This is a genomic window from Roseomonas sp. WA12 (assembly GCF_054165765.1).
Window position 1 is genome coordinate 3,066,079 of sequence record NZ_CM135108.1, and the last position, 26,339, is coordinate 3,092,417.

Annotated in this window: 21 protein-coding genes; 8 read left to right on the forward strand and 13 right to left on the reverse strand. The window is 70.7% G+C overall.

Features of this window, described 5'->3' with window-relative positions; genetic code table 11:
• The first annotated feature begins 54 nt into the window (after window positions 1-54).
• A complete protein-coding gene (locus tag ACVBD7_RS14760; protein WP_458093989.1) occupies window positions 55-1,029 on the forward strand; it encodes a Bug family tripartite tricarboxylate transporter substrate binding protein in 975 nt (324 codons plus the stop codon).
• 46 nt (window positions 1,030-1,075) lie between these two features.
• On the opposite strand, the gene ACVBD7_RS14765 is transcribed toward ACVBD7_RS14760, so the two are convergent.
• The 4 genes from ACVBD7_RS14765 to mdoH form a co-directional block, all read right to left on the reverse strand.
• On the reverse strand, window positions 1,076-1,594 hold the full coding sequence (locus ACVBD7_RS14765) for a hypothetical protein (protein ID WP_458093990.1): 519 nt from the start codon (window positions 1,592-1,594) through the stop codon (window positions 1,076-1,078).
• A gap of 126 nt (window positions 1,595-1,720) precedes the next feature.
• Window positions 1,721-2,692, reverse strand: a complete 972-nt coding sequence (locus ACVBD7_RS14770) for a LysR family transcriptional regulator (RefSeq protein WP_458093991.1) — start codon at window positions 2,690-2,692, stop codon at window positions 1,721-1,723.
• The gene (locus ACVBD7_RS14775; protein ID WP_458093992.1) at window positions 2,689-3,492 is read right to left on the reverse strand and encodes an amidohydrolase family protein; all 804 of its coding nucleotides are present in this window, start codon (window positions 3,490-3,492) and stop codon (window positions 2,689-2,691) included. The genes ACVBD7_RS14770 and ACVBD7_RS14775 overlap by 4 nt, the downstream gene beginning before the upstream one ends.
• A complete protein-coding gene (gene mdoH / locus ACVBD7_RS14780; RefSeq protein WP_458093993.1) occupies window positions 3,485-5,248 on the reverse strand; it encodes a glucans biosynthesis glucosyltransferase MdoH in 1,764 nt (587 codons plus the stop codon). Before mdoH ends, ACVBD7_RS14775 begins: the two co-directional genes overlap by 8 nt.
• Before the next feature lie 99 nt (window positions 5,249-5,347).
• On the opposite strand from mdoH, the gene ACVBD7_RS14785 reads away from it, so the two are divergent.
• A complete protein-coding gene (locus ACVBD7_RS14785; RefSeq protein ID WP_458093994.1) occupies window positions 5,348-5,545 on the forward strand; it encodes a hypothetical protein in 198 nt (65 codons plus the stop codon).
• Window positions 5,546-5,548: 3 nt separating this feature from the next.
• Here ACVBD7_RS14785 and ACVBD7_RS14790 read toward each other — a convergent pair whose 3' ends face one another.
• The 4 genes from ACVBD7_RS14790 to ACVBD7_RS14805 form a co-directional block, all read right to left on the reverse strand.
• A complete protein-coding gene (locus ACVBD7_RS14790) occupies window positions 5,549-6,004 on the reverse strand; it encodes a GNAT family N-acetyltransferase (protein ID WP_458093995.1) in 456 nt (151 codons plus the stop codon).
• A gap of 4 nt (window positions 6,005-6,008) precedes the next feature.
• Window positions 6,009-8,822 carry a phosphoenolpyruvate carboxylase gene (locus ACVBD7_RS14795; RefSeq protein WP_458093996.1) on the reverse strand — a complete coding sequence of 938 codons (2,814 nt, stop codon included), beginning with the start codon at window positions 8,820-8,822 and terminating at the stop codon, window positions 6,009-6,011.
• Between the two features lie 107 nt (window positions 8,823-8,929).
• Complete coding sequence (locus ACVBD7_RS14800; protein WP_458093997.1) at window positions 8,930-10,630, reverse strand: gamma-glutamyltransferase family protein; 1,701 nt, start codon at window positions 10,628-10,630, stop codon at window positions 8,930-8,932.
• On the reverse strand, window positions 10,627-12,237 hold the full coding sequence (locus ACVBD7_RS14805) for an ABC transporter substrate-binding protein (RefSeq protein WP_458093998.1): 1,611 nt from the start codon (window positions 12,235-12,237) through the stop codon (window positions 10,627-10,629). Before ACVBD7_RS14805 ends, ACVBD7_RS14800 begins: the two co-directional genes overlap by 4 nt.
• 150 nt (window positions 12,238-12,387) lie before the next feature.
• Between ACVBD7_RS14805 and ACVBD7_RS14810 the strand changes: the two genes are divergently transcribed.
• Together ACVBD7_RS14810 and uca are read left to right on the forward strand one after the other, a co-directional pair.
• Window positions 12,388-12,765: a hypothetical protein gene (locus ACVBD7_RS14810; RefSeq protein WP_458093999.1), complete on the forward strand. Its 378-nt coding sequence runs from the start codon at window positions 12,388-12,390 to the stop codon at window positions 12,763-12,765.
• Between the two features lie 110 nt (window positions 12,766-12,875).
• Window positions 12,876-16,463, forward strand: coding sequence for an urea carboxylase (uca, locus tag ACVBD7_RS14815; protein WP_458094000.1), 3,588 nt, complete (start codon window positions 12,876-12,878; stop codon window positions 16,461-16,463).
• A 64-nt stretch (window positions 16,464-16,527) separates the two neighbouring features.
• Here uca and ACVBD7_RS14820 read toward each other — a convergent pair whose 3' ends face one another.
• Window positions 16,528-16,884: a winged helix-turn-helix transcriptional regulator gene (locus tag ACVBD7_RS14820; protein ID WP_458094001.1), complete on the reverse strand. Its 357-nt coding sequence runs from the start codon at window positions 16,882-16,884 to the stop codon at window positions 16,528-16,530.
• 101 nt (window positions 16,885-16,985) lie between these two features.
• Here ACVBD7_RS14820 and ACVBD7_RS14825 point away from each other — a divergent pair, with 101 nt between their 5' ends.
• From ACVBD7_RS14825 to ACVBD7_RS14840, 4 genes are all read left to right on the forward strand, one after another.
• On the forward strand, window positions 16,986-18,008 hold the full coding sequence (locus tag ACVBD7_RS14825) for a zinc-binding alcohol dehydrogenase family protein (RefSeq protein ID WP_458094002.1): 1,023 nt from the start codon (window positions 16,986-16,988) through the stop codon (window positions 18,006-18,008).
• 70 nt (window positions 18,009-18,078) lie between these two features.
• The gene (locus tag ACVBD7_RS14830; protein ID WP_458094003.1) at window positions 18,079-18,282 is read left to right on the forward strand and encodes a hypothetical protein; all 204 of its coding nucleotides are present in this window, start codon (window positions 18,079-18,081) and stop codon (window positions 18,280-18,282) included.
• 88 nt (window positions 18,283-18,370) lie between these two features.
• A complete protein-coding gene (locus ACVBD7_RS14835; RefSeq protein WP_458094004.1) occupies window positions 18,371-19,369 on the forward strand; it encodes a Bug family tripartite tricarboxylate transporter substrate binding protein in 999 nt (332 codons plus the stop codon).
• A gap of 68 nt (window positions 19,370-19,437) precedes the next feature.
• Window positions 19,438-20,445, forward strand: coding sequence for an alpha/beta fold hydrolase (locus ACVBD7_RS14840; RefSeq protein WP_458094005.1), 1,008 nt, complete (start codon window positions 19,438-19,440; stop codon window positions 20,443-20,445).
• On the opposite strand, the gene ACVBD7_RS14845 is transcribed toward ACVBD7_RS14840, so the two are convergent.
• The 4 genes from ACVBD7_RS14845 to ACVBD7_RS14860 all read right to left on the reverse strand — a co-directional run bounded on the left by ACVBD7_RS14845 (window position 20,446) and on the right by ACVBD7_RS14860 (window position 26,333).
• On the reverse strand, window positions 20,446-21,129 hold the full coding sequence (locus ACVBD7_RS14845) for a TetR/AcrR family transcriptional regulator (protein WP_458094006.1): 684 nt from the start codon (window positions 21,127-21,129) through the stop codon (window positions 20,446-20,448).
• Window positions 21,129-22,280, reverse strand: coding sequence for an FAD-dependent monooxygenase (locus ACVBD7_RS14850; RefSeq protein WP_458094007.1), 1,152 nt, complete (start codon window positions 22,278-22,280; stop codon window positions 21,129-21,131). The genes ACVBD7_RS14845 and ACVBD7_RS14850 overlap by 1 nt, the downstream gene beginning before the upstream one ends.
• 64 nt (window positions 22,281-22,344) lie before the next feature.
• Entirely contained in the window at window positions 22,345-25,860 is a 3,516-nt protein-coding gene (locus ACVBD7_RS14855; protein ID WP_458094008.1) for a molybdopterin cofactor-binding domain-containing protein, read from the reverse strand.
• Window positions 25,857-26,333, reverse strand: a complete 477-nt coding sequence (locus tag ACVBD7_RS14860; protein WP_458094009.1) for a (2Fe-2S)-binding protein — start codon at window positions 26,331-26,333, stop codon at window positions 25,857-25,859. Before ACVBD7_RS14860 ends, ACVBD7_RS14855 begins: the two co-directional genes overlap by 4 nt.
• Between the last annotated feature and the right edge of the window lie 6 nt (window positions 26,334-26,339).

Genomic DNA, 26,339 nt, shown 5'->3' on the forward strand with positions numbered 1-26,339 from the left:
GCGCAGGCCATCGCGCCGACTGACTCACTCACCCATCAGCGTTCAGGATTTTCGATGTTCTCACGCCGTCTTCTTCTGGGCTCCACCGGCGCCGCCCTTCTCGCTGGCCGCGCCGGCGCGCAATCCGCCTATCCCGAGCGCCCCATCCGGCTCGTCTGCCCCTACCCCGCCGGTGGCGCGACGGACGTGCTGACGCGCATCCTGGCGGAGGGCCTGCGGGAGCGGCTGGGCCAACCCGTGGTGGTGGAGAACCGCTCGGGCGCGGGCGGCAATATCGGCGTGGACGTGGTCGCGAAATCCGCCCCTGACGGCTATGTGCTGGGCACGGCGCCCGTGGGCAACTTCGTCATCAACCCCTTCCTCTACCGCACCATGCCCTATGACCCCGTGCGGGACCTGACGCCCGTCTCGCTCGCCTTCGAGGTGCCCAACGTCGCGGTGGTGTCGGAGAAGTTCGTCCCGGCGCGCACGATGCGGGACTTCATGGCCTGGGCGAAGGCGAAGCAGGGCGGCGTGGTCTATGGCACCTCGGGCGTGGGCACCTCCGCCCATCTCTGCTCGGAGTTGCTGTTCAAGCGCGCGGGCGTGGCCTGCACCCATGTGCCCTTCCGCAGCGCGGCCCAGGTGATCCCGGCGATGCTGTCGGGCGACGTGGATTTCGCCATCGACAACCTCGCCTCCTATGCCGGCATCATCCAGCAGGGCCAGATGACCGCGCTCGGGATGACAACGGCGGAGCGCTGGCCGACCATGCCGCACGTGCCCACCATGGCGGAGGCAGGGGTGCCCGACTTCGTGGTCACCGCCTGGTCCGCGCTGATCGGGCCGGCCGGGCTGTCCCAGCCCGTCCAGGACCGGCTCTCCAACGCCGTGCAGAGCGTGGCGGCCGATCCCGTGATCCGGCAGCGCTTCCTCGTCGCGGGCGGGCAGGCCATGGGCACGACGCCGGCCGGCGCTCGTGAGCGCGCGGAGCGCGAGCGACCGATGTGGAAGGAGATGGTGGAGCTCTCCGGCGCCCGGATGGACTGAGCCGCCAGGGGGCGCGGCGCCCGCGCGCCCGCCCCCTTTGCCGGGACTAGGCCGGCTGGGCGGTGGAGGCCGCCTGGCGCAGCCCCTCGAGGGAGCGGAGCACGGCGCGGGCGGATTCGATGTCGCGCGAGGCCGGGCCGGTGGGTCGGCCATGGCCGACCTCGCCGAAGCGCTCGCGCATCTCGCGCATCGCCTGATCATGAGGCGGCGTGCCGGCGAAGCCGCGAGGGGCGCGCTGGGCGGTCTGCCAGGCATCGCGCGCCGATTGCATGAGATGAATCAAGTCCGGCGATTCCGCGCCGGCCTGGGTCGGACGAACGCCCTGCTCCACGCGGGAGATCTGCTGGCGCAAGTCGTCCTCGGCCTTCTGCAGCATGCCGAGATAGGTGGGCATGTCCGCCGCGGCAGGGGTGGGCGTGTCGGGGTTCGTGTCCCTGGCGGAGGGCGGATGGACCGGAGCGTTGGCGCCGCCGGAATTCGGCTGCGGCGTCTGCGCCAGGGCGGGAGCGAGGCCCAGGGCCAGGCAGAGGACGGGAGCGGCGAGCAGGCGGGGGGTCACGCGCATTGGGGCTCTTCCGTGATCGGGTGGTGGCGGTCTCCCGGCGCCTGCCTTCACGGGCATGTTGCGCGGGACAGAACTATCCCAACGTCGCCCGGGGCAGCCCGTTGCGGAGGGCGACATGCCTGCCGTCTAGTCGGCGACCGTGCGGCTCTCCTTGCGCCCCTCTGCGGGACAATCCGCCACCACCTCCCGCGCCAGGGCCAGCAGCAGGCGGCGCAGCCAGGCATGGCCCTGATCGGCCTCGAAGCGACGGTGGAAGATCATGGAGAGGCGGGTGTGCTTGGTCGCCTTCGCCACCTCCTCGGGCATAGGGCGAAGCGCCAGCCCGTGCGCGGCGGAGAGCTGACGCGCCAGGCGCGAGGACAGGGTCATCACCATGTCCGTGTGCAGCAGGATGCCCGGAACGGCGGAGAGATGCGCCACCACCGCGCCGAGGCGCCTGCTGCGGCCAAGCTCCTGCAACACACGGTCGATCGCGCCGTCGCGTGAGCCGTTGGGCGAGTGCAGCAGATGCGGGAAGGCGACGTAGCGATCGAGCGTCAGCTCTCCTTCCAGCAGCGGATGGCCGGGGCGAGCAAGGACCATGAAGGCCTCGGGCAGCAGGCGCAGGCGCGTGTAGAGCGCGGCGGGTTCGGCGAGCATGGCGATGGCGAGCTGCGCCTCGCCCCCCTCGAGCAGCGCGGCGGCGTTGGTGCGGTCGGCATGGCGGATCGCGACGAGGATGTTCGGCGCTTCCTCCGCCAGCCGAGCGAAGAGCGGCGGGGCGAGGACGGCCTCCGCATATTCCGAGAAGGCGAGGGTAAAGACGCGGTCGCTCGTCGCAGGGTCGAAGGGCGCAGTGGCGGCGAGCGTCTCCTGCAGCCGGTCCAGCATCTCCTGCACGGGCTGCATCAGGGCCAGGGCGAGGCTGGTGGGTTCCACGCCCTGGGGGGCGCGCAGGAACAGCTCGTCGCCCAGCGCGGCGCGCAACCGGTTCAGGGCGTTGGAGACGGCGGGCTGAGAAAGGTTCAGCCGCGCGGCGGCACGGGTGACATGGCGTTCCCGCGCCACCGCGTCGAAGACGCGCAGCAGGTTCAGGTCGAAGGCCGAGAGATCCTTCACCCCTCCGTGTCCCGGGTGAAGCCGTAGAGGCGCGCGGGGTTGTCCCACAGCACCGCTGCGCGCTGGGCGGGGGTGAGGGGCGCGAGGGCTGCGTCGCGCAGCGCCGCCTCGTCCTGCGGCTGGTCGGTGTTGGGGTGCGGCCAGTTGGTGCCCCAGAGAAGTCCGGGCGCGCCGGCCTCGGCCAGGGCGCGGATCAGCGGGGCGGGATCGCCGGGCGGCAGCGCATAGGGGGAAGAAAGCTTCACCCAGGCGCGGCCGGCGCCGAGCATGTCCCGCACCATCGGCCAGGCCGGGTGCCGCGCGAAGCCATTCGGCGGCAGCATGGCGAAGTGGTCCAGCACTAGGGGGCAGGGCAGCGCGCGCAGGGCGGGGGCGAGTTCGGCCAACAGGCCGGCATCGGCGAAGACCTGAAGGTGCCAGCCCTGCTCCGCGCAGAGGCGGCCGAGGGCGGGCACGTCGCCCGGCCCGAGGGGCACGCCATGGCTGAGATTGGCGCGCAGCCCGACCACCCCGGCCGCGGAGAGCCGCCGGCATTCCGCCGCGCTGCTGTCGGGTGGAAGCACCGCGACGACGCGGGAGATCGCCGGCGCCTCGGCCCGGGCGGCCAGGTGCAGCGCGTTGTCGAAGCCGTAGGTCGAGGGCTGGACCAGCACGTGGTGGGTGATGCCCAGCCGCGCCCGCATGGCTGCATAGGCCGGCAGCAGCGCGTCCGGATGGGCGCGTGTGCCGGGGATGGGCGGGATGGACCCGTCATAGATGTGGTGGTGGGTGTCGACGACCCAGGTCGGTGAATCAGCCATGATGGGCGGCATCCTGGGCGCGGGCGACGCCGCGCGCTATCGGGCCTGGCGGGGCCTCGGCCCGCTCCTCCGGCGTGGCAGCGATCCCATGGCGGCGCAGCCAGCCGGATAGGCCGGGCGAGGCTGTCCAGACGCAGAGGGGGATGGCCAGCACGGCCCCGGCGAGAAAGGGCAGCGCCATCAGCACCGCCAGCGCCGTAACCGCGGCCAGCGTGCCCAGCCCGGCCACGCCGATGAGGGTGTGCGGCCAGAGCAGGCGGGCGGCATCGGCCCAGGCCACCCCGCGATCGGCCCGGTTCTGCGGCGCCCAGCCGTCGCGCGCGCCGAGCGCCAGCCTGGCCAGGGCGATGGTCTTGTTGATGAGGCCGATCGGCTCGATCAGCACGGAGAAGAGGAGTTCGGCCCCTGCCCCGCGCAGCACCGCCGCGCGACCGCCATAGGGCGCGGCGCGATCCGGGCGCAGCAGCAGTTCCGTATAGCCGAGGAGCTTGGGCGCGGCATTGGCGAGCCAGGTGAGGACGAGCAACGCGGCCAGGGCACCCATCGGGGTGCTCGCGCCGCCGCCTGTCAGGGCGTTTCCCACCGCCGCCGGCAGCATCGCCACCCAGAGCGGTGCGCAGAGGAAGAGCAGCATGGCCTGTGCCATCTGCCAGCGGCCCATCGGACGCAGGCCGGGGGCCAGGATGAGGTGGCGGTACTGCATGTTGCCCGCGCCCCAGCGCACGTCCCGCGCCAGGAATTCGGGAAGCGCCGGCGGGTTCGATTCCAGGCTGCCATCCTCAGCGGGTAGGCAGCGCACGCGCCAGCCGGCGGCGTGCAGGCGCACCGCCTCCACCTGATCATGGGAGAGGATGGCGCTTCCGTCGGGCAGCGGAGCGAGGCGGGCGTGCTCGCGGAAGGGGGCGATGCGGAGCATGGCGTTGTGGCCCCAGTAGGGGCCGTCATCGAGTTGCCACCAGCCCTGTCCGGTCGCCCAGATCCGCATTCCCGCGCGCATGCCGAACTGGAACAGGCGCGGGAAGGCCCGCGGGGCGGGACGGCCGACGATGAGCTGCTGGATCAGGCCGAGGCGGGGATCGGCCTCCATCCCGCGGCGCAGGCGCAGCACGGCCCCGGCCGACATCTCGGAATCCGCGTCCAGCATCAGGGCGAGGTCATGGCTCTCCGCGTGATGGTCGAGGAAGTCCATGACGTTGCCGGCCTTGAAGCCGGTGTTGTCGGTGCGGCGACGGTGGCGGATGGGGATGCCGCCCCGCTCCGGCGGAAGCGGGCGCCCCGCGGCGAATGCGGCGATCGCGGCATCCTCGGCGGCGGCATGGGCGGCATCCCGCGTGTCAGAGAGGAACCAGAAGGTGAAGCGGGCTCCCTCCCCTGCCCGCTCCAGCCCGTCCAGTAGCCGCGCGAGGGGCGGCAGGACATGGTCCATCGCCTCGTTCCGGATGCAGACGGTGATGGCGGTGCGAAGCGGCGGGCCGGTGCGTGGGGCGGCAATCTGCGGGACGAGAAAGGCGGGGGCGTCCGGCTTCGTGAGCAGAAGCGCGAGGCCGGTGACGGCATTCGCCACGCAGATCGCCGTCCAGGGCAGGGTGCCGAGGTAGAGAAGGGAAATGGCCACCTCCCATCCCGTCCAGCCGCCCGGGGAGAGCACGCGCCAGAGCAGCGCGGCAAGGGGCGCGGCGACGAAGGTGCAGAGCAGGAGGAAGACGGCGCGGCGGAGCGCGGGCCGTTCGCCGGGCCAGGGTTGGGGCAGAGTCACAGATGGAAGGATGCCGTCGGGGGGTGGCGGAAGCGTGGCGGGGCTAACCTTCCATGGGCCGGCACGTTCAGGGGAGGACAGGGAAAGGGAGTTCCACCCATGGCTGCCAGACCGCCGGAAGGCCCCAAGGCCGATTTTGATGCCAACCATGCCAGCGAAAGCAAGATCCCCCGCCCTCCCTCGCCCGAGGCGCTGGACGACATCAGCGAGCAGCAGGGGATGATCACCGACGAATGGGCAGGCGACACGCCCGAGGAGGAGCGTGCGAAGGGGAGTGACAAGCCGGGTACGCCCTGATCCTCATGCCGCGACGCGCTTGCTCATATGGACGACGGTGCCGCCCCTGAACGGTTCCTCGCGATCCACCGCGTAGCCCAGTCGGGTGTAGAGGCGGATGTTCTCGGCGAAGAGGGTGTTCGTGTAGAGGCGGAGGAGCGAGAGGCCCATGGAAGCGGCCACCTCCTCCGCATGGGCCATCAACTGCCGGCCGAGACCCCTGCCCTGATGTGCCGGGGCAACCGCGATGTTCTCGATCAGCAGGTGGTCGGCTTCGGGGATCATCTCAATGAGGGCGGCGAGGACGCCGTCGTCGCTAAGCAGGTCGATGCGATGGTTCCGCACCGCCATGTCGTAATCCGCGGCCATTGGCTTCGGTTCGCGGCCGATCACCGGAACCCATTTAGCATAGGCGGCGCGGGTGAGATCCCAGATGGCCTCGGCATCGGCTGGGGTGGCCGTCCGGGGTAATCGGCGCATGCCCTCAACCATGCGCGCCGCATTCGAGCGACACCACCGCGCTCACCTCCCGCACCATGGCGAACAGCTCGCGCAGCGGCGCCATCAGCTCGGCGTGCTCGCGGCCGTAGCCGCCGTGGCGGGGCGCGGGCGGTTCGCCGTAATCCAGCGCGGCGCTGGGCGGCTCATGGGCGGGAAAGACCTCGTCGAGCAGCTTGGCCGCTTCCTCCACATCCAGGCGCAGCAGGCGGCGCAGTAGCCCATCCCGCGTCACGCCATGGCGGGGCGAAAATTCGGGAATGTTCACCGCGCGCATCCAGATGCGGTGGATCAGCAGCAGGCGCAACGCGTGCAGGGCAAAGAGGCGGTCCGACATGCGCGGCCTCTCGTCATCCGGCCAGGCGCCGCGAAGCGCGGTGTCATCAGCGAGAAGGCGGCGGAAGGTGCGGCGCACGGGGTCACCAAGGCCCTGCTCCTCCAGCGCAGTGGCGACGGCCGACAGCGCCGCCGCATTGGCGGGGCTGCGCGCATTCGCCGCACGGTCGAGCCACATGCCGGGATCGAGGGTAGCGACGTAGCCGCGCAGCACGTCGGGGTCCGAGAGCGACAGTCCCGCGCGGGCGAAGGCCATGGCGCCGGCAAAGCGCGGGGATTTGCGCAGGAGTTCCGCAAAGCCCTCCGGCTCGCGCGCAGCGCCGGCGCCCAGGCCCTGGGTGAGGTTCGCCAGGAATCCCATCTGCTGCAGCACGGCGTTGTTGGGGATGGCGCGCAGCTCGCGGGGGTGGCGGATGGTGGCGGGGCCGCCGGTGTCGCTCTGGCGGGCCGCGGGGCGCGATCCCGTGCGGTCCAGCAGGGCTGGACCGAAGCCGCCGAGCAGGCCGGCATAGCCGGGATCCTCCACCAACGCCTCCATCGCGCCGCGCATGCCGGCGAACAGATCGGCGGCGAAGCCGGCCTCGGCATAGACGGGATCGGTGATCTCGGCCGGCACGGGGGCGAAGGCGTGTTCGGCAATGCGCGCGACGGTGGCGTGGGCCAGGGCGGGCGTGCCGAAGAGCTGGTAGCCGTCACCGCCCTGGAAGCTGGTTTCCAGCCGCGTGAGGATGCGCGCGCGGGCGAAGGTGGTGCGGGTGGCGGGCGGGTCGAGATAGTCGAAGCGCGCGGTCAGCCCATCCGGATGGCCACCGCGGCCGAGGCCTTCACCATGGGTGTCGAACAACACCACCTCGATATCCGCGAGGCCATGGCGGGCGAGCAGGTCGGCCACGCGCAGCTTCAGCCGCTCAATGAGGTGGCTGGCGGCGGGCTGGCCAACATAGCGGCCGGAATCCGAGTAGCCGAACTGCAGGCACAGGCGCCCGAGGCCCTTGAGATAGGCGCGCCAGTGCGGCGAACGCAGCGCCTCCTCGATCACGCGCTCGCCGCGCCGTTCCAGCGCCTCCGCGGTCTCGAAGAGCGGGCTGATCTCGACATGACGCTCTACGCCGCAGATGCGGGCGAGCAGCAGCGCGGCGAGCAAGGTGAAGCCGCTCTCCGTCTCGGCAACGAGGAAGCGGATGGGCTGCGATGCGTCGATATGCTTGGCGATCTGCGCGACCGTCATCATCAGCCGCATGGCACTGGCGGATTCAGCCAGCAGTCCCCCGGTGTCCACGGGCTCGGGCCTCGCATCCTCCAGCGCCGCGTTGACGGCGCCGAACAGGGCGCGGCGCTGGGTGGCGTCGTCCGGCGCGCCGCCGAGATGCGGGGCGCGCAGGCGGGCGGCGTTGTGCAGCTGCGCGGAGTTCAGCCGCACATGGGTGTGGGCGAGCGACAGGCCGTGCCCGACCAACCCGGCACGCGCGACGAGGAGGGCAAGGCGGGCCTGATCGTCCGGCGCCGCGGCGATCGCGCCGCCAAAGAGTTCCAGAAGGGGTTCGGGCGTCGTCAGCGCGTCCTCGCGCCGGCCGACGAGAAGCTGGGCGAAGCGCTGCGCCGTCTCGGCCTCCGGCGCGCCGGGCGGAGGGCAGGCGGCGATCTGGGCGCGCACCGCGTCGAGCGCCAGGGCGAGGCGCTCGCGCAGCGGCGCCGTGCCGTCCTCGGGAAGGGCGGCGATCTGCGCCTCCAGCCGGGCAAGGCCGAACTCCTTCATGCGCAGCCTCAGGCGCAGCGTGTCCTGCCAGCCGATATCTGTGCGGCCGTCCGTGTCGTAGCCGACCCAGGTGGAGAGGATGACGGGGGTGGGGATCAGGCTGCGCCAGCGGTCCGGCCAGGTGTCGCGCGCGACACCGAGCAGGGCGGCGGAGAGGCGGTCCAGCGCGTCGCGCCCGTTGTTGATGGCGGCGACGGCCTGGGAGAACTCCTCCTCCAAGTCCGGCGGCACGGGGCGGAGCGGCAGCCCCTCGGGCGGCGGCGTGCCGCAGGCCGCCTCGGCCAGGGCGTGGTTCGTGGCGCGCGGCAGGGAGAAGGTGGGGTGGGCGGTAAAGACGGCGGCCGCCCGCGGGCGCTCACAGCCCTGGCGGAAGGCGGCGAAGGGCACGGGGCTGTCCGCCGGGTCCGGTCGGGCGGCGCGGGTGGCGACGGCGACGAGGGCGGCGTCGGTGGCTGCGGGATCCGGGCCGCCCACATTGCGCGCCAGCCGGGCGGCGCGGTCGGTGAAGGCCTCGCCGCCGAGTTGGCGCAGGGCGGCGCGTAGGCGGGGCAGGTCGAGCTCGCCATTATCCAGGCGGCGGCTGATGGCCAGCGCCATGGCGAGGGCTGGAGTCGCGAAAGGGTCGCCGGCCGCCTGGGCGCGCGCGGCGGCGGCCAGGGAGGGCAGGTCGAGCGGCGCTTCGGGTGGCCTGCCAGGTTTTGCCATCATCGCTCCGTCCCCTGCCGCTCCTGAATGGCGGCAGGGGGATGCTGCAACCGCGAAGGTGTTTCGGAAAGCACTTCCGGCAAGTTCCCGCCCCGGAGCGAGCGCCTTGCCTACATCGCCATCGCGTAAGCGGGCCTGCGCGGGTCCGCGGCACCCATCTTCACACCGGTCGCCGGATCGTAGCGCACCGCTTCCACGCTGCCGGCCAGCCAGGTCCAGTCCGGCCAGTCCTGGATTTCATGCCCGAGGGCGCGCAGCGCGTCGCGCGTGCTGGCGGGGATGCGCGCTTCCACGGCGAGACGGCCGGGGAAGTAGTCATAGGGCGCGAAGGAGGAGGGAAAGGAGTAGGTGGCGACGCGCGGCGCCTCAACCGCTTCCTGCAGGTCCATGCCGAAATGCAGATGGTTGAGGATGACCTGCAGCATGGCCTGGATCTGCACGTCACCGCCCGGCGTGCCGAGCGGGATGACGGCGCCATCCCGCGTGACGACGAGCACGGGATTGGGCGTGAGGCGCGGGCGGGCGCCGGGACGGACGCCGCAGGGATGCGCGGGATCGGGGCGGGATTGCGTGCCGCGCGGGGACGCGACGAAGCCGAGGCCAGGGATGACCGGCACGTTCCATGTGCCGTCGGAGGGCGTGGCGGAGAAGGCGTTCCCCTCTCGGTCCACGACGGCGACGTAGGAGGTGTCGGGCTCGATTGCCGCGACGAGGCGCTCGCTACGTTCGTGGCGGCCAGTGCCTTCGTTCAGGCGCGGGCTTGGCATGCCGGGATGGGCGCGGGTGGGGTCGATCGCGGCCGCGCGGGCGGACAGATGTGCTTCGCCCAGCAGGGCGTCGAGCGGCACATCCTGAAAGGCGGGATCGCCGAAATGGTACTCGCGGTCAGCCATGGCGACCTTCAGGCACTCGGCCATCAGGTGTAGGTACTCGGGGCTGTTATGGGCCAGGCCGTCGAACCCGGCGGTCTCCATCAGCAGCAGCGCTTCGAGCAGCGCGGGGCCCTGGCACCAGGGGCCGGAGGTGGTCACCTGGTGCCCGCGCCAGTCGCGCGTGACCGCGGGCTCGATACGGGAACGGAAATTGGCGAGGTCCTCGGCAGAGAGATAGCCGCCTTCCTGGCGCATGAAGGCGGTGATCTTCTGCGCGATGTCGCCGCGATAGAACGCATCATGCGCGGCCTGCAGCCCCGCTTCGCGGCCACCCTGCGCGCCGGCGCGACGATCCTCATCGGCCATGTGGCGGATGGTGGCCGCGAGATCCTTCTGGATGAACAGCGCGCCCACGGGATGTGGCTTTCCGCCGGGTAAGAAGATGGCGGCGTTGCTGGGGAACCCCGCATAGTCCTTGGCGTGGGAGGCGATGCTCTCCGCGAACATGGGATAGACCGGGAAGCCCTCTTCCGCGAAGCGGATGGCGGCCTGCGCGACATCGGCAAAGCCCATCGTGCCGTGGCGCTGCAGGGCGGTGATCCAGGCATCGGGTGCGGCGGGCACGACGGTGCGCAGCACGCCGCGGGGCATCTTGCCGCCATGCTCCCGCATGAAGATGTCCGGTGGCAGGGACATGGGCCAGTGGCCGAGGCCGGCGATGCTTTCCACGCGGCCGTCCGCGCGGCGGATGAGGATGGGCGCGACGCCGCCGAAGTTCACGATATCCGGCTGCACGACGCCGAGCACCAACCCGGCCGCGACGCCCGCATCGATTGCATTGCCGCCCGCTTCCAGGATGGCGAGGCCGGCGCCTGTTGCGAGGTAGTGGCCGGCGCTGATGGCGTGGCGCGGGCCGGAGACGAGGGGGCGTGTGGTCATGGAGCGGGCCTTGCTTGCTGCGCCAGCAACTGCTCGTCCATGCGCGGCTCATAGAGAACGCCGCGCCGCGCTGCGACGAGTGTCACCTGGTTGTACATGGGAATAATGGGCACGCGGTCGATGGCGGCGCGCATCGTCCGGCGCAGGCCGTCCTCTCGGTCAGGGCCGCTGCGGGTGATGGCGGCCTGGACGGCCTGGTCCATCTCGGGTTCCGAAAAGGAGCCGCGGTTGCCCTGGCCATAGGCCTCGCGAATGTTCCGCGTGTGCACGGCAGTGGAGAGGATGTAGCTCGCATCGCGCGAGGAGGAGAGCGAGAGGCCGTAGAGGATGACCGGGAAGTCATTCCGCCCTTCGACGGTGCGCGGGAAGAAGACACTGCCGGGCATGGTCTCCACCTTTGCCTGGAAGCCGGCGCGGGTGAACATCTGGCCAATGGCCTGGCAGACGCGTGCGTCGTTGACGAAGCGGTTGTTGGAGCAGCCGATGGTCAGACCGAAGCCGCGCGGATAGCCCGCTTCAGCGAGCAGGCGGCGTGCCCCTTCCGGGTCCGCGCGGGGAACCGCGAAGCCAGGGTCGTAGGCGCCGAACTGCTCGGGCACCATCTGCCCGGTGGGCACGGCCTGCCCGTCCAGCGCGCGCGCGGCTATCGCGGCCCGGTCCAGCGCCATCGACATCGCCTGCCGCACCCGCACCTCGCGCAGCGGGTTGACGGCCAGGGGCTTGCCGTCGGCGTCGGTCAGCATCGCCAGCCGCTCGGCGCCGACATGCGGGATGAGGTACATGATGCGGTCCGAGTTGCGGCGGAACACCGAAACGCGCGGCTCGCGTTCCAGCCGCGCCACATCGCCGGGCGGCACGCTCTCGATCAGATCCACGTCGCCCGACAGCAGCGCGGCCAGGCGCGACGCGTCGTTGCCGATGACGCGGATTTCCACCTTCTCATAGGCAGGCGCGGGGCCCCAATGGGTGGGGTTGCGCGCGAGCGACATGCCCTCCGAGCCGCGCATCTGCACAAGGCGATAGGGGCCGGTGCCGATCGCGGCGCGGCCGTTGTTGAAATCGACGGTGGCGGCGCCCGCCGGCGAGCCATCGCCGCGCGCGGCCATGTGGGAGACGACGAAGATGTTGGTGAGCTGCCCCATCAGCGTGGGGTTCGGGCGGTCCGTCCTGATCAGCACCGTGTGGGGATCAATCACCTCGACGGAAGCGATCGTTCGCAGGTTGGAGGTGTAGGGGCCCGGGTTGTTCGGCACGGCCGGCACGCGGGCAATGGAGAAGGCGATGTCCTCGGCCGTGAACGGGCTGCCATCGGAGAAGGTGACACCGCGGCGCAGCCTGAGCGTCCAGGACGTCTCGTCCGTCGCCTCCCAGGATTCCACCAGGCCGGGAATGAAGCGGCTTTCAGAATCGCGGTTGATTACGCTGTCGTAGATATGCCGCGCGGCGCCCATGTTGGGGCCGACGAAAAGAAAATGCGGGTCGATGCCGAAAGGACTCTCCACCGCGACGGTGAGGGTTCCGGGCACCGGCTGCGCCCGCGTCTCCGGAGGCGCGAGCAGGGCCACCAGGCCGAAGAACAGACCACGCCAGACCCGCCCATGCAGCATGCCGTCAAGACCCCGCGCCCGTGCGGCGGGGAGGCTAGGCCGTTGCAGGGCGATCCGCCAGGGAGCGAGGGAACGTTGCTGACGATACGGAACCGTTATATCCTGAGGCCATGGGCCACGACCTGAAGGATGGCCCGCGGAGGATCGCCCATGCTGCGCCGTGCCCTGCCCGTTCTGGGAATGCTCTCGCTTGCGGCCTGCGTCGCGCCGGATCCGCAATATGGCATGGCACCGCAATATGTCGGCATCCCGCAGCGCTGCGATACCAGCTTCACGGTGGTGAACGCCTCCTCCACCACGGTGCAGGAACTGTATTTCAGCCATGCCTCACTCCGAGGCTGGGGCAACGACCAGCTCGGGCGCAACGTGCTGCCGCCGGGGCGGTCCAACTCCTATCGCGCGTCGAATCAGGGCGCCTACGACTTCCGCGTCGTCTGGACGGATGGCCGGGCGGCGGAACTGCGCAACATCGATGTCTGTGTCGCCAGCACCATCACCGTTACCCGCTCCGGCCTTCGGGCAAGCTGAGGTCGGCAATCCGCCCGATGGCATGAGGCTTGCTGCGGGGGCTCCGCGGCCCGGTACCGCCCGAAATCGGGCGGGGCCTGGCGCGCCAAGAGCCCGGAGCCCCGCAGCACGTGTTCCAAACTGTTCTGATCGCCAATCGCGGCGAGATCGCCGTCCGTATCGCCCGCACGCTTCGCGCCATGGGCATCCGCAGCATCGCGGTCCATTCCACCGCGGACCGCAACAGCGCCCATGTGGCCGCCTGTGATGCGGCGGTGGAGCTGCCCGGCGCCTCGGCAAGTGACACCTATCTGCGCGGGGAGCTGATCATCGCCGCCGCGAAGGCGGAGGGCGCGCAGGCCGTCATTCCCGGTTACGGCTTCCTGGCGGAGAACGCCGACTTTGCGGAGGCCTGCGAGGCCGCCAGGATGGCTTTCATCGGCCCGACGCCGGCGCAGATGCGCGATTTCGGGCTGAAACACGCCGCCCGCGCCATCGCGGAGAAGGCGGGCGTGCCGCTCACCCCGGGCACGAGCCTGCTCGCCAGCCTGGACGAGGCAACATCGGCAGCGGAGCGGCTGGGCTACCCCGTGATGCTGAAGAGCACGGCGGGCGGTGGCGGCATCGGCCTCACCCGCTGCGCCGATGCGGCGGAGCTGGCGGCTGCCTGGGACGCGGTGCAGAGCCTGGCGCAGAACTTCTTCAAGGATAGCGGCGTCTTCCTCGAGCGCTGCATCGACGATGCGCGCCATGTCGAGGTGCAGATCTTCGGTGATGGCCGCGGCAAGGTCGTCGCGCTGGGCGAGCGCGACTGCTCGCTGCAGCGGCGCAACCAGAAGGTGGTGGAGGAAACGCCCGCGCCGAAGCTTTCGGATACAGTCCGGGCCAAGCTGCTGGAATCGGCCGCGCGGCTGGGACAAGCGGTCGGCTACCGTTCCGCCGGCACGGTGGAATACATCTACGACCGCGAGCGCGAGGAATTCTACTTCCTCGAGGTGAACACGCGGCTGCAGGTGGAGCATCCCGTGACGGAAGCGGTGCTGGGCATCGACCTCGTGGAATGGATGGTCCGCACCGCCGCCGGCGAGCCGCCGGCGCTGGACGCACTGCCGACACCGAAGGGCGCCTCGATCGAGGTGCGTCTCTATGCCGAGGACCCGGCGCATGGCTTCCAGCCCTCGCCGGGCACGCTGACGGAGGTGTCGTTCCCCGACAATGTCCGCGTGGATGGCTGGGTCTCCACGGGCACCGAGGTCTCACCCTATTACGACCCGATGCTGGCGAAGCTGATCGTCCACGGCGCGGATCGCGACGACGCCATAGGCAGACTGCGCGCGGCGCTGGACGCCACGCGCCTCGGCGGCATCGCTACCAATCTCGACTACCTGCGCCAGGTCGTCGCATCCCCCGACTTCCTGGCAGGCGACGTCTCCACCCGCGCCCTCTCTCGCTTTGCCTATCATGCCATGGCGGCGGAGGTGCTGGAGCCCGGCACCTTCACCACCGTGCAGGACTATCCCGGCCGCGTCGGCCACTGGGATGTGGGCGTGCCGCCCTCCGGCCCGATGGACGACCTCGCCTTTCGCCTGGGCAACCGCATCGTCGGCAACGGGGAGGACGCGGCCGGGCTGGAATGCACGCTGGCCGGGCCGACGCTGCGCTTCCACACGGATGGGCTGATCGCCCTGACCGGCGCTCCCGCCCCCGCCACGCTGGATGGCGTGGCGGTGAACTGGTGGGCCCCCGTGCCGGTGCGCGCCGGGCAGGTGCTGGCCATCGGCCGCGCGACATCCGGGTGCCGCAGCTACCTCGCCGTGCGCGGCGGCTTCAATGTGCCGCTGTATCTCGGCAGCCGCTCGACCTTCGTGCTCGGCCAGTTCGGCGGCCATGCCGGGCGCGTGCTTCGCTCGGGCGACATGCTGCCGCTCGGCCGCACAGCCCCCGGTACGCCCGGCGCCGCACCCGATGCGCTGGTGCCCTCCTACCCCACGGAATGGAGGGTGGGCGTCCTTTACGGCCCGCATGGAGCACCGGATTTCTTCACACCGGAGTCCATCGAGACCTTCTTCGGTGCGGCCTGGGAGGTGCACTACAACTCCAACCGCTTGGGGATACGCCTGATCGGCCCCAAGCCCGGCTGGACGCGCAGCGATGGTGGCGAAGCCGGGCTGCACCCCTCAAACGTGCATGACTGCGAGTACGCCATCGGCAGCGTGAACTTCACCGGCGATAGCCCGGTGATCCTGACGCGGGATGGCCCCAGCCTCGGCGGCTTCGTCTGCCCAGTGACCATCGCCAAGGCGGAGCTGTGGAAGGTGGGCCAGGCGAAGCCCGGCGACCGCATCCGCTTCGTGCCCATGACCTTCGACGCGGCGCTCGCGCTGGAGCACGCGCAGGATGCCGCCGTGGCATCGCTTGCCGCACCGTCCCCGGTGCCGACGCCCGCGCCGAATCTGCAGCCCGCCGGGACCGTTTCCGCCTGCATGCTGGCCGAGTTGCCGCCCGAGGGCGACCGGCCCGCGGTGACCTATCGCCAGGCCGGGGATCGCTACATCCTGCTGGAATACGGCCCGCCGGTGCTGGACCTGCGGTTCCGCTTCCGCGTCCACGCGCTGATGGAGGCGCTGCGCGCCGATCCTGTAGCGGGCGTGCTGGAGCTCTCGCCGGGCGTACGATCGCTGCAGATCAACTACGACAGCCGCGTGATCCACCAGCGCGCGCTGCTGGACGCGCTGATCGCGCTCGAGGCGAGACTGCCGCCGGTGGCCGCCATGAAGGTGCGGACTCGCGTCGTCCACATGCCCATGGCCTTCGAGGACAGTGCGACGCTCGGCGCCGTGCAGCGCTACAGCGAGACCGTGCGTGCGCAGGCGCCCTGGCTGCCGAACAATGTGGACTTCATGCAGCGCATCAACGGCCTGGCCACGCGGGAGGAGGTGAAGCGCACCATCTTCGAGACCAGCTACATGATCCTCGGCCTGGGCGACGTATATCTCGGCGCCCCCTGCGCCGTGCCCGTGGACCCGCGCCATCGCCTGTTGACCAGCAAGTACAACCCCGCCCGCACCTTCACCGCCGAGGGCACGGTGGGCATCGGCGGCGTGTACATGTGCATCTACGGGATGGATTCCCCAGGCGGCTACCAGCTCGTCGGCCGCACGCTGCCGATCTGGAACAAGTTCCTGCGCAACCCTGTTTTCACCCCGGGCGAACCCTGGCTGCTAAAGTTCTTCGACCAGGTCCGCTACTACGAGGTGACCGAGGCCGAGCTCGACCGTCTGCGCGAAGATTTTCGCGAGGGCCGCGCCACCATTCGCATCGAGGAGGAGGTGTTCGACCTCGGCGCGCATGAGGCGTTCCTTGCCGCCAATGCCGACAGCATCGCCGCATTCAAGGCCCGCCAGGCTGTCGCTTTCGAGCGCGAGGTGGCGCTTTGGAAGGAGGAGGACGTGCAGCCCGCCGCTGAGGCAGTGGACGGCCCCGAGGTGGAGGAGACGGACGGCCAGAAGGTCGCCGCCGATATCCATGGGAGCGTGTGGAAGGTGCTGGTGGAGGAGGGCCAGGTGGTCGCCGCCGGCGATGCCGTGGTCATCCTGGAGGCGATGAAGACCGAGCTCCGCGTCTCCGCTCCGGTCAGCGGCACCATCCGCAGCATCCGCTGCCGGCAAGGGCGGCCCGTGACAGCCGGCGAGACACTGCTGGTGATGGAAGAGGCGTAGGACCGGACGCACGCCAGACCGATAGGAAAGGAGGGGGTCCGGGGGAGTTCACCTCCCCCGGCCTTCAGGCCGCCTGCGCCGTCACCCCCGCCATGACATGCGTATCCCCCCATTCCTTTAAAGCCCGGATCACCGGCCCCAGGCTGCGCCCTCGCTCGGACAGGCTGTACTCCACCTTCGGCGGCACCTCCGCATAGACGCGGCGTGTGATGAGCCCGTCGGCCTCCAGCTCGCGCAGCTGGTTGGTCAGCATGCGCTGGGTGACCTTGGGTAGGCGGCGGCGGATCTCGTTGAACCGCATCGTGCCCTCGCCCAGGTGGTGCAGAATCACGCCCTTCCACTTGCCGTCGATCAGGGCGAGCGTCGCCTCCACCGCGCAGCCCGGGCTGCAGTCGAGGGAGGCGTGGCGGGTTCGGGCCATCACGGTATCCTTTTCGACACTATGGGCGATTCATGTGCGTTCTTGCAGCACCCGAGGGTATCGCGCATCTCCGTGGCCAACAACGCATCGGAGACAGCGCCATGCGCGCCATCGGTTACGCCAAGCCCCTGCCCATCGACGGGGCAGAGGCCCTTCTCGACCTCGATCTGCCCGCCCCCGAGCCGAAGGGGCGGGACCTCCTGGTGGAGGTCCGCGCCGTCTCGGTGAACCCGGTGGACACGAAGGTGCGGAAGCGCGCCGCCCCGGCCGCGGGGGAGTACAAGGTGCTGGGCTGGGACGCCGCCGGCATCGTGAAGGCCGTCGGGCCTGAGGCCAGCCGCTTCAGGCCGGGCGACGCGGTCTTCTATGCCGGTGATCTGAATCGCCCCGGCACGAATGCCGAGCTGCATCTGGTGGATGAGCGGATCGTCGGGGCAAAGCCCGCCTCCCTCGGCTTCGCCGAAGCGGCCGCCCTGCCCCTGACGGCCATCACCGCCTGGGAAGCCCTGTTCGACCGGCTGCAGGTAAGGTCCCACACCGTCCCGGGCGCCGCGCGGGCCGTTATGATCGTCGGTGGCGCAGGCGGTGTCGGCTCCATCGCCATCCAGCTTGCCCGCAAGCTGACGGACCTCACGGTCATCGCCACCGCCTCCCGCCCGGAGACGCGGGACTGGGCGCTGGATCTCGGCGCGCACCACGTCGTGGACCATTCCCGGCCGCTGGCGGCGGAGGTGGCGGCACTCGGCCTGGGCGCGCCGGGTTTCGTGTTTTCCACCACCCAGACGGACAAGCACCTGGCGGAGATCGCGGAGCTGATCGCGCCCCAGGGCCGCTTCGCCCTGATCGACGATCCGGCAACGCTGGATGTGAGCCTGCTGAAGCGCAAATCCATCTCCCTGCACTGGGAGCTGATGTTCACCCGCTCGATGTTCGACACGGCCGATATCGCGGAACAGGGCGCGCTGCTTAACGAGGTCTCGCGGCTGGTGGATGCCGGCACACTGCGCACCACGCTGGGCGAGACCTTCGGCACCATCAACGCCGCCAATCTCCGCCGCGCCCATGCCCTGCTTGAGAGCGGCCGGGCCCGCGGCAAGGTGGTGCTGGAGGGCTTCGGGACCTGAGGCGCGCGCGGGCGGCCGCAACGCCGCCCCGCGCCGCCGCGTTCCGCTTCGACCAGCGGGAGAGCGTCTAATGTCGGGAGATCTAGCGCGCGGCGGCATTTCCGTGCCCGCCGCCACGGGAACGCCCAGCCCAGGGGATGAGACGGAGCCCAGCGCTTCGCAGACGGCGGAGAACAGCTGCCCGACCTGTGGCGGCTCAGGCAGCCTGCAGGACAAGCCCTGCCCGGATTGCGAGGGCACGGGGATGGTCACGGTCACGGTGGGCGACGCGTGACCTCGGGCGGGTGGGTGACGGCCCCCGCCCGCCTGCGCCATCATGGGCCTAAGACCGGCCGGGACAGGGCCGGCGAGGAGATCCGTCCATGCTCACCCGACGCCATCTTGGCGGCCGAACCGCCGCCCTTGCCCTCGCCGCCGGCGGGGTCACCCTCAGCCGCCCGGCCCTGGCGGCCTTCCCCGAGCGGCCCATTACCATCATCGTCCCCTTCGCCCCTGGGGGGGCGAACGATTTGGCGGGTCGGCTGCTGGCCGATCGGCTGGGACCGCTGCTGACAGCAGACGGCCGTGCCCTGGTGGAAAACCGCCCGGGCGGTGGCAGCGCGATCGGCGCCGATTACGTGAAGCGCGCCCGGCCAGATGGCTACACGCTGCTGGTCGGCTCGGCCTCCACCCTTGCCGTCGCCCCAGCATCGGGCGCCAGCGCCGCGCGCTACCATCCCACCCAGGACTTCACGCCGATCACCATTGTCGGCACCAGCCCGATGGGGGTGGTCGTACCGACGAACTCCGGCATCACGTCCGTGAAGCAGCTGGTGGACCGGCTGCGGGCCGAGCCCGGCCGCATCGGCTATGCCAGCTCCGGCGTTGGGGGCGTATCGCATCTGGGCGCGGACTACCTGGCGAACCTAGCCGGCACGAGCGCGCAGCACATCCCCTATCGCGGCGGTTCGCAGACGGCGGAATCCCTCATCAAGGGAGAGACGCTCTACGCGGTGGACCAGCTCGGCTCCGTGGTCGGCCAGGTGCGGGACGGCGCGTTGCGGCTGCTGGCCGTGACCACCCGCACGCGCGACACGAACTTCCCGGATGTGCCGACAGTGGCCGAAGCCGTGCTGCCCGATTACGAGCTGACCACCTGGACCGTCATGGTCGGGCCGAAGGACCTGCCTGACGACGTTGCGCAATCGCTGAGCAAGGCAGCCAACGCCGCCTTGTCCGAACAGCGGGTGCGCGAGCGGCTGGAGAGCACCGGGACCACGCCGATGCTTGATAGCACCCCCGCCTCCACCCGCGCCTTCCTGGACCGGGAATATGCGCTGTACCAGAACATCGTCCAGCGTATCGGGCTGAAGTTGGACTAGCTGCGCCCTCTCTGGCGGCGGCGCCCGGCATGGGCTGAAATGCCGGGCGCCGCCGCCGGAGTTGATTCATGACCGATTGGGCCAAGGAAAGCGGGCAATTCGCCCTGGGTGACCTGCCCGTGCTGAAGGGCGGGGCCATCCCGGGTGCAGTGCTGCACTGGCGCACGCACGGCACCCTCTCGCCCGCGCGGGACAACGCCGTGCTCTACCCCACCAGCTATGGCGCGACGACGGCGGAGCTGGAATGGCTGATCGGTCCGGATGGCGTGCTGGATCCCGCGCGCTGGTTCGTCGTGCAGGTGGACATGTTCGGCAACGGTGTTTCCACCTCCCCCGCCGATACGCCCGGCTATCCCGCCCTCGTCACCGCCTATGACAACGTGCACGCCCAGCGTCGCCTGCTGCAGGAGGTGATGGGGATCGAACGGCTGCGGGCGGTCTACGGCTGGTCCATGGGCGCGCAGCAGGCCTATCACTGGGCGGCCTTGTTCCCCGATGCAGTGGAAGCCGTGGTGATCAACTGCGGCAGCGCTCGCACCGCCGCGCATAACCTGGTGTTCCTGCGCGCGCAGATGGCGATCCTGGAAGCCGCGCCGGAATACGACGGGAATGGTGGCTTCACAGCCCACCCCGCCGCCGCGCTGCGCGCCTTCGGCCGCAACTACGCGGGCTGGGCGATGAGCCAGGACTTCTACCGCGCCGGCCTGCACCTCTCCCCCGCCACGCCCGACCTCGAAGCCTATCTCCGCACCTGGGAGACGCGGTACGACGTGAAGAAGGCCGCGAACCTGCTGGCGCAGATGCGCTGCTGGGACGCCGGCGACATCAGCGACAACCCGGCCTTCAACGGCGACCTGCAGGCCGCCCTGCGTGCCATCACCGCCCGCGTGCTGCTCATGCCCGGCGCGACCGATCTGTACTTCCGTGTGGCCGACAACGAGGCGGAGCTGCCGCATCTGCGGAACGCGGCGCTGCGCCCCATCCCGAGCATCTGGGGACACCGCGCCGGCAATCCGATGGGGAACGCGACGGACACCGCCTTCCTGCGCCAGGCCGTGGCGGAGTGGCTGGGCTGACTACGCGCTGGCGGGCGCGGTGATGCCGGCGACGAGGAAATCCGTCAGCCGCCGCACCACCTCCGCCGTGTCCTCGGTGGTGAACCGGCCATCCGACATCTCGGCGAGCCGGTCGTAGCCCGAGAGCATGTAGAGATAGGTGCCGATCGCGAAGGTCATGCGCCAATGCGCGTCGCCGGCATCCAGCCCAGGCACGGCGCGCGCCAGGGCCGCGATGTAGTTGCGCGTGGCGTGGTCATACACCTCCCGGCGAAGGCGGAGCGCGAGCTCGTCCGGCTCGTGGTGCAGCCGGGCCTGCATGCGCACGAAGGCCAGCCCTTCCTGCCCGCCGCCGCGCAGCGCGAATTGCGGGGTGAGATAGGCGGTCACCAGCTCCCGCACGGTGGGCGGCTCGGGGCGGGCCTGCAGCGCATCCAGCAGCGCCTGCCGCTCGCGCGAGACCTCGAGGCCGCGGCGCTTGAACAGCGTCTCGAACAGCGCCTGCTTGCTGCCGAAATAGTAGATGATCAGTGCCTGCGTCACATCCGCCCGCTCCGCGATCTCGCGCAGCGAGGCGGCGACATAGCCGTGCTCCGCGAAGACCTGGGCGGCCACCGCCAGGATGCCGTCCTGCGTCGGCACGCCTTCCGGATCGGCCGGGCGGCGGCCGATGCGGCGGCGCGGCGGGGCGGCGCTGTCGGCCATCAGGCCGCCGCGCGGGCCGGCTCGACCAGCGGCGCGGTGAAAACGTCGTAGCCGAACACCCAGGACGGGTCCTCGTTCTCGCGCAGCCAGGTGTTGTCGTGCGACACCTTCTGCACGCGGGACGCCCGCTCGATCCGGTTGGCGCGGTACAGGGCGAAGGCCGTCTCGTAGTCATCCAGCCCTACCGCCTTGAAGCAGCGCGCGAGCATGGCCGCATCCTCGATCGCCATGGCCGCGCCCTGGGCCATATGCGGCTTCATCGGGTGGCAGGCATCGCCCAGCATCACCAGCCGTCCGCGGCTCCAGAGCGGCAGCGGGTCGCGCTCCAGCAGCGGCCATTTCGTGATCTCGGAGCAGGCATCGATCAGCGACTGCACCATGGGGTGGTAGCCGTCGAAGGCCTCGCGCATCTCCTCCTGGCTGCTCTGCACCCAGGCCTTGCTCATGTCCCACTCGGCCTGCGGCACGCCTGTGACGTAGTAGTATTCGTCCTGCTTCTCAGTGACGAAATACACCATCATGTGCCGGTCCTCGGACCACCACTTCACGCACGGGTCGAAGGTGAAGTTGTACTTGGCGAGCGCCGAGGCCGGGAACACCGCGCGGTGCCCGACATAGCCGGTGTAGCGCGGCAGCTCCGTGCCCAGCATGTGCTCGCGCATCACCGAGTTCACGCCATCGGCGCCGATCACGATATCGGCCTCGGCCGTCGTGCCATCGGCGAAGCGCAGCAGCACGTCGCGGTCGCGCTCCTGGATCGCAGTCAGCTTCTTGTCGTAGCGAATGCCGCCGGAGGGCACGGCATCGACCATCAGCTGGTGGAAGTCGCCGCGATGCACGGTGAGATAGGAGGCGCCATAGGTCTTGCGCGCATACTCGCCGAGCGGGATCTCCGAGAGGATCGCGGCGTCGTTCCAGTTGCGGCTGTGCCAGAAATCGGGATGCGAGCCCATCGCCTCCATCGCCGGCTCCAGCCCGATGCGGCGCATGATCTTCATCACGTTCGGCCCGACATGGATGCCGGCGCCCAGCCGCGCGAAGGCCGGCGCCTGCTCGTACAGCGTGGCCTCGAAGCCTTCCTGCCGCAGCAGCAGCCCGGCGGCGATGCCACCCAGTCCGGCTCCGACAATGGCGATCCGCGGCTTGCTCATGATCCGGTCTCCTGGACAGCTCGGGCTATTTAAATGTACGTTCAGTTAGATAGAAGCGCAATCGTCAGTGCGCGGCGACAGGGCTTCGAAGCCGCGCGACGGCCTCGGGCAGGCCATCCCAGGCCGGGCGGCCCGGCGCGAAGTTCCCGCGGATGAAGCGCGCCAGGCTTTCGAGCTGACGGTCGGTCAGGCTGTCGCGGAACCCGGGCATCTCGCCATGGCCGGGCATGGGCGGGCGGATCCCGTGAAGGATGACCCGCAGCAGGTTGTCCGGCCGGTCGCTATGGACGCTGCTGTTCAGCGCCAGCGCCACCTCCGGCCCCTCCTGCGCTCCACCCCCGTGGCAGGATGCGCAGGCGCCCTGGAACAGGCGCGCGCCCTCACTGCCGCCCTGGCGCGGTGCGATGGCGGCGGCGGCAACCAACGGGGCCGGGTCCACCGCCGCCGGCTCAGGGTTCAGCGAGGCGAGGTAATGAGCCATGGCCTGGATGTCGGCGTCCGGCACAGCCTGAAGCTCCGCGACAACGGGCGCCATGGAGCCCGCTGCCACCCCGTGCCGCGGCGAATGGCCGGTGCGGAGATAGTCGAAGAAATCCGCTTCGGTCCACAGTACCGGCGCGCGCGAGAACCCGTTCAACGCGGGTGCCTCCCAGCCCTCCACGACAGCACCCGCGAACGCCGAGGCGCCGCCCTTCTCCGCCCCCAGCGCGTTGCGCGGCGTATGGCAGGCGCCGCAATGGCCGACGGCGTTCACGAGGTAATTGCCGCGATTCCACTCGGCTGACCGCGCCGGGTCCGGCTGCATGGCACCGGGGTGATGGAACAGCAGGTTCCAGCCCGCCAGCAGCGGGCGCATGTTATAGGGGAAGGCCAGCTCCGTCTCCGGCACCACCGCCCGCACCGGCGCCTGCGCCATCAGATAAGCGTAGAGGGCGAGCAGGTCCTCATCCGCCATCTTCGTGTAGGCGGTGTAGGGAAAGGCCGGATAGAGATGCCGCCCGTCGCGCGCGACGCCCTGGCGCATGGCGCGCTCGAAGGCGGCGAAGGACCAGGCGCCGATCCCCGTCTCCGCATCCGGCGTGATGTTGGTGGACCACACCGTGCCGAAGGGCGTCTCCAGCGCCACCCCGCCCGCATTCCGCGCGCCGTCTGGCGCCGTGTGGCACACCGCGCAATCGCCGGCGGCCGCCAGCAGCCGCCCGCGCTCGATCTGCGCCGCAGAAAACACATCCGCCCCGGGCGGCCTCACCGGCGCTATGGCCGAAGCCCAGCCGATCGCCGCCCCTGCCGCCACCACCAACCCGCCGGCCAGCGCGCCAAAGCCCGCGAACCACCGCCTGCGCTTTCGCTTCGCCTCCGCCTGCCGCGCCGGTTGCAGCCCGGCCAGGATCACCTCGGGCGTGAAGGGCACGCTGCGGAAGCGCACGCCGGTCGCGTCGAAGATGGCGTTGGCGATGGCGGCGGCACCGGGCACCGAGGCGGATTCTCCCGCACCTAACGGCGGCTCCTCCGGCCGCGGCATCATCATCACCTCGACCGCCGGCACCTCCCGGAACTCGAGGATCGGGTAGCCGCCCCATTCCTGGCTGGCGACCAGCCCGTCCTCGAAGCGCACGCGCTCCTTCAGGGCGCGACTGGTGGCCTGGATGACGTTGCCATGCACCTGATGACGCACGCCGTCGGGGTTGATCATCAGCCCGGCATCATGGCCGGTGACGATGCGCGTCGCCGTCACCTCGCCCGTGCGGCGGTTCACCTCCACCTCCGCCACCCAGGCCGCCCAGGCGGCGCCGTAGCCCGGGAACTTGCTGTGCACGTAGAGCGCATAGGCGAAGCCCTGCCCGCGCAGGATGTCGCCCTCCCCCGCCATGCGCGGGCCGGTACGGTGCTCCCACCCCGCGCGTTCCGCCACCGCGCGCACGAGGTCGATGGCGCGTGGGTCGCGCAGGTAGCGCAGCCGGTACTCCACGGGATCGACCCCGGCCTCCGCCGCGCATTCGTCGATCCAGGATTCATGCGCGAAGGTGCTGGGCAGCGCGGAGACGCCCCGCATCCAGGAGGCCCGCACGATCGGCGGCATGTCCTCCACCGCGATACGCAGGGCGGGGTAGTCATAGGGCGGGATCGCCGTGCGATCGCCCATCTGCAGCACCGCCGGCTCCGGCTCCACGATGCCGGTCAGCAGCAGCGCCAGCAGCGGCGCGTCATTCGAGGGATAGCGCGAGACGAAATCGTAGGCGGCCACGCCGCCACCCGCATCCAACCCGCCATCCACATCCACGAGCTGCGCCGAGCCCTTCGGCTCCCACAGATGCTCCTGCTCGCGGGTCAGCTGCACGCGCACCGGCCGCCCGACGGCGCGGGAGAGCAGCGCCGCATCCCCGCTCACGTCATCCGCGCAGTTGCGGCCGTAGCAGCCGGCCGCCTCCATGCGCGTGACCTCGATCCGCGCCTCCGGCATTGCCATGAGCCGCGCCAGGTCGGCGCGCAGCATGTGCGGGTTCTGCGTGCCCGACCAAACCTGCAGCCGCCCCTCCGCGCAATCCGCCAGCGCACAGGACGGGCCGATGGAACCGTGCATCTGGTAGGGCCAGGAATAGCTGCGCGTCAGCCGCTTCGCAGCACTCGCCAGAGCGACATCCACATCGCCCGTATCCTTCAGCACGCGGCGGGTGGAAGGGTTTAACCGCAGCGCCTGGTCCACATCCTCCAGCCCAGCGGGCACGGTGAAGGCCTTCCACGCCACGCGCAGGTCCCGCGCCGCGCGGGCCGCCTCTTCCTCCCGCTCCGCCACCACGCCGACGAAGTCGCCGATCACGACGACATCCACGAGCCCGGGGATGTGGGACACCGAATCCCGCTCCACCGAGAGCAGGCTGCGGCCCACGAAGGCGCCCGCATCCAGCCCGGCATAGGGCGGCCGCACCACCCGGCCGTGCAGCATCCCCGGCACACGCATGTCGTGCACAAAGACCAGCCCGCCCGTGGCTTTGGCGGGGATGTCCACTCGCGGCACCGGGGTGCCGACGATGCGGTAGCTCTCCACCGGTTTCAGCGGCGCCGTCCCGCTCAGCGGCAGCACCTGCTGCGCCCCGCGCAGCAACTCGGCATAGGAAACAGATTGCCCGGCGCCGTCGGAGACAACACCGTCCGCGACCGTCAGCGCCTCCGTCCCCAGCCGCACCGCGGCCAGGGCCAGCAGCGCCCGCCGCGCTTCCGCAGCGGCCTGGCGCAGCGGCACGGCGGCGATCTGGATCGTCTCGCTGGCGATGGTCGGGCCCTGATCCGGCGCGCGCGCAGTGTGCCCGAGCACCACCGTCACCGCCTCCAGGCGGACATCCAGCTCCTCCGCCACGATCTGCGCCAGCGCCGTGCGGACCCCCGTACCAAGGTCCACATGCCCGTTGAAGGCGGCCACACTGCCATCATCGAAAATGGCGACGAAGACATCGTCCTCATCCCGTGCATTGGCGCCAGGTTCCGTGCCCGGAACCGGCAGACGCCGGCGGGTGATGGCCAGCACGCCGTCCGCCTGCAGCACCTCCTGGCGGGTCAAGTCCTGGCGCGCCCGCATCGTCATGCCGCGCGCTCCGCCACCGCCCGGCGCACCGAGGCCAGGATCTCCAGATGCGTGCCGCAGCGGCACAGGTTGTGCGCCAGCGCGTCCCGGATCTGCGCCTCACTCGGTGCCGGGTTGCGGTCCAGCAGCGCGACCGTCGTCATGATCATCCCGCTCAGGCAGTAGCCGCACTGCGCGCCCTGCTCGGCGATGAAGGCAGCCTGCACGGGATGCGGGGCCTCGATCGTCCCCAGCCCTTCCAGCGTCGTCACCCGCCGTCCCTCGGCGCGGGAAACGGGCAGCACGCAGGACCGCACCGCGCGCCCGTCCAGCAGCACCGTGCAGGCACCACACTCCCCCAGCCCGCAGCCGTATTTCGGCCCGTTCAGCGCCAGGTCGTTCCGCAGGACGTTGAGCAGCGGCGCCGAGGGGTCGAGATGCAGCATCTCCGGCCGCCCGTTCACCTCCAGCATGACGTCCCGCGGTGCCGGCATCACACG

What these genes read in the sequence shown, in the direction of transcription:
- ACVBD7_RS14760 (WP_458093989.1), top strand. Translation starts at nt 55, where the DNA reads ATGTTCTCACGCCGTCTTCTTCTGGGCTCCACCGGCGCCGCCCTTCTC.
- ACVBD7_RS14765 (WP_458093990.1), bottom strand. Translation starts at nt 1,594, where the DNA reads ATGCGCGTGACCCCCCGCCTGCTCGCCGCTCCCGTCCTCTGCCTGGCC.
- ACVBD7_RS14775 (WP_458093992.1), bottom strand. Translation starts at nt 3,492, where the DNA reads ATGGCTGATTCACCGACCTGGGTCGTCGACACCCACCACCACATCTAT.
- ACVBD7_RS14785 (WP_458093994.1), top strand. Translation starts at nt 5,348, where the DNA reads ATGGCTGCCAGACCGCCGGAAGGCCCCAAGGCCGATTTTGATGCCAAC.
- ACVBD7_RS14790 (WP_458093995.1), bottom strand. Translation starts at nt 6,004, where the DNA reads ATGCGCCGATTACCCCGGACGGCCACCCCAGCCGATGCCGAGGCCATC.
- ACVBD7_RS14795 (WP_458093996.1), bottom strand. Translation starts at nt 8,822, where the DNA reads ATGATGGCAAAACCTGGCAGGCCACCCGAAGCGCCGCTCGACCTGCCC.
- ACVBD7_RS14800 (WP_458093997.1), bottom strand. Translation starts at nt 10,630, where the DNA reads ATGACCACACGCCCCCTCGTCTCCGGCCCGCGCCACGCCATCAGCGCC.
- ACVBD7_RS14805 (WP_458093998.1), bottom strand. Translation starts at nt 12,237, where the DNA reads ATGCTGCATGGGCGGGTCTGGCGTGGTCTGTTCTTCGGCCTGGTGGCC.
- ACVBD7_RS14810 (WP_458093999.1), top strand. Translation starts at nt 12,388, where the DNA reads ATGCTGCGCCGTGCCCTGCCCGTTCTGGGAATGCTCTCGCTTGCGGCC.
- ACVBD7_RS14820 (WP_458094001.1), bottom strand. Translation starts at nt 16,884, where the DNA reads ATGGCCCGAACCCGCCACGCCTCCCTCGACTGCAGCCCGGGCTGCGCG.
- ACVBD7_RS14825 (WP_458094002.1), top strand. Translation starts at nt 16,986, where the DNA reads ATGCGCGCCATCGGTTACGCCAAGCCCCTGCCCATCGACGGGGCAGAG.
- ACVBD7_RS14830 (WP_458094003.1), top strand. Translation starts at nt 18,079, where the DNA reads ATGTCGGGAGATCTAGCGCGCGGCGGCATTTCCGTGCCCGCCGCCACG.
- ACVBD7_RS14835 (WP_458094004.1), top strand. Translation starts at nt 18,371, where the DNA reads ATGCTCACCCGACGCCATCTTGGCGGCCGAACCGCCGCCCTTGCCCTC.
- ACVBD7_RS14840 (WP_458094005.1), top strand. Translation starts at nt 19,438, where the DNA reads ATGACCGATTGGGCCAAGGAAAGCGGGCAATTCGCCCTGGGTGACCTG.
- ACVBD7_RS14845 (WP_458094006.1), bottom strand. Translation starts at nt 21,129, where the DNA reads ATGGCCGACAGCGCCGCCCCGCCGCGCCGCCGCATCGGCCGCCGCCCG.
- ACVBD7_RS14850 (WP_458094007.1), bottom strand. Translation starts at nt 22,280, where the DNA reads ATGAGCAAGCCGCGGATCGCCATTGTCGGAGCCGGACTGGGTGGCATC.
- ACVBD7_RS14855 (WP_458094008.1), bottom strand. Translation starts at nt 25,860, where the DNA reads ATGACGATGCGGGCGCGCCAGGACTTGACCCGCCAGGAGGTGCTGCAG.
- ACVBD7_RS14860 (WP_458094009.1), bottom strand. Translation starts at nt 26,333, where the DNA reads ATGCCGGCACCGCGGGACGTCATGCTGGAGGTGAACGGGCGGCCGGAG.